Here is a 1,335-nt window from a genome sequence, read left to right on the forward strand (position 1 = left end):
ACCTACGTCACGGACGGCTACGGCCGGGCCACCCAGATCACCAACGCCAAGTCGCAGGCGACCAAGCTGAACTGGGACGCGGACAACAACGTGACGCGTCTTGAGGAGCCCAACGGGGCGGTCACGACGTACGTCTACGACGCGAAGACCGGCTATCCGCTGGAGCAGAAGGACGCCGAGGCCAACAAGAAGAGCACGGCGGCGGCGACCTTCACGTACCAGACGGGTCTGAACGGCTACATCGCCGACCTCTTCCAGAAGAAGTCGCCCGAGGGCCGTACGTGGCAGTTCGGCTACGACACGTTCGGCAACCTGAAGACGGTCACCGACCCGAAGGGCGTGGCCACCACGACGGCCGGCGACTACACGACGAAGTACGACTACGACGTCTACGGCCAGTTGGCCAAGGTCACCGACGCCAATGGCAACGCCACGGCGAACAGCGGCTTCGGGCCGACGGGTTACCCGGACAAGATCACGGACGCGCTCCAGAAGGCGACGGACTTCGTCTACGACGAGCGCGGCCAGGTCCGCGAGGTCACGGACGCGCTGGGCAAGAAGACCACGCAGACCTACGACACGTTCGGGCGTCCGCTGGTCAGCACGGTGCCGAAGGACCAGAACGCGGGTGTGCTGATCACCACGCCCGCTCCGGTCTACGACGCCAACAACAACGTCACGACCGCCACCTCTCCCAACGGCGCGGTGTCGACGGCTGTTCATGACGCCGCCGACCAGGTCAAGGAGGCCACGGCCCCCAAGGACACGACGACGTCGGACGAGCGGAAGTCGACGTACACGTACGACAAGGTCGGCAACGTCACCGCCACCGTCGAGCCCAGGGGCACGCTGACCACCGCGGACCCGAACGACTTCAGGACGACCAGCACCTACGACGAGATCTATCAGCTCACCTCGGTGGTCAGCGCCGCCGGGGACAAGCTGTCGTACGAGTACGACACCGTCGGCAACGTGGTCACGGTCATCGACCCGAAGAAGAACGCGACGGCCGACACCAGCGACTACACCAGCAAGACCGCCTATGACCTGAACCATCGGGTCACGCAGGTCACGGATGCTGCGGGCAAGACCACCAAGCGGTCCTACGACAAGGACTCGCTGGTCGTCTCCACCACGGACGCCGAGAACAACACCACCGAAATCACCTACGACGAGCGCGGCAAGCAGACTCAGGTCAAGGTCCCGCACGACGGCACCACGTCGATCACGTACCGGACGGCGAAGTACGAGTACGACCAGGTCGGCAACACCACCAAGGTGATCACGCCGCGAGGTGTGGACACGGCCAATGCCGATGACTTCGCGGCCCGGACC

General features: G+C 64.9%; 1 pseudogene. It reads left to right on the plus strand.

Annotated elements, in window-relative coordinates:
* Positions 1-1,335 (plus strand): annotated as a pseudogene (locus AB0I23_RS41500) (DNRLRE domain-containing protein); the annotation flags it as partial.

Source organism: Streptomyces atratus (assembly GCF_040655115.1).
GTDB classification, from domain to species: Bacteria; Actinomycetota; Actinomycetes; order Streptomycetales; family Streptomycetaceae; genus Streptomyces; species Streptomyces atratus_D.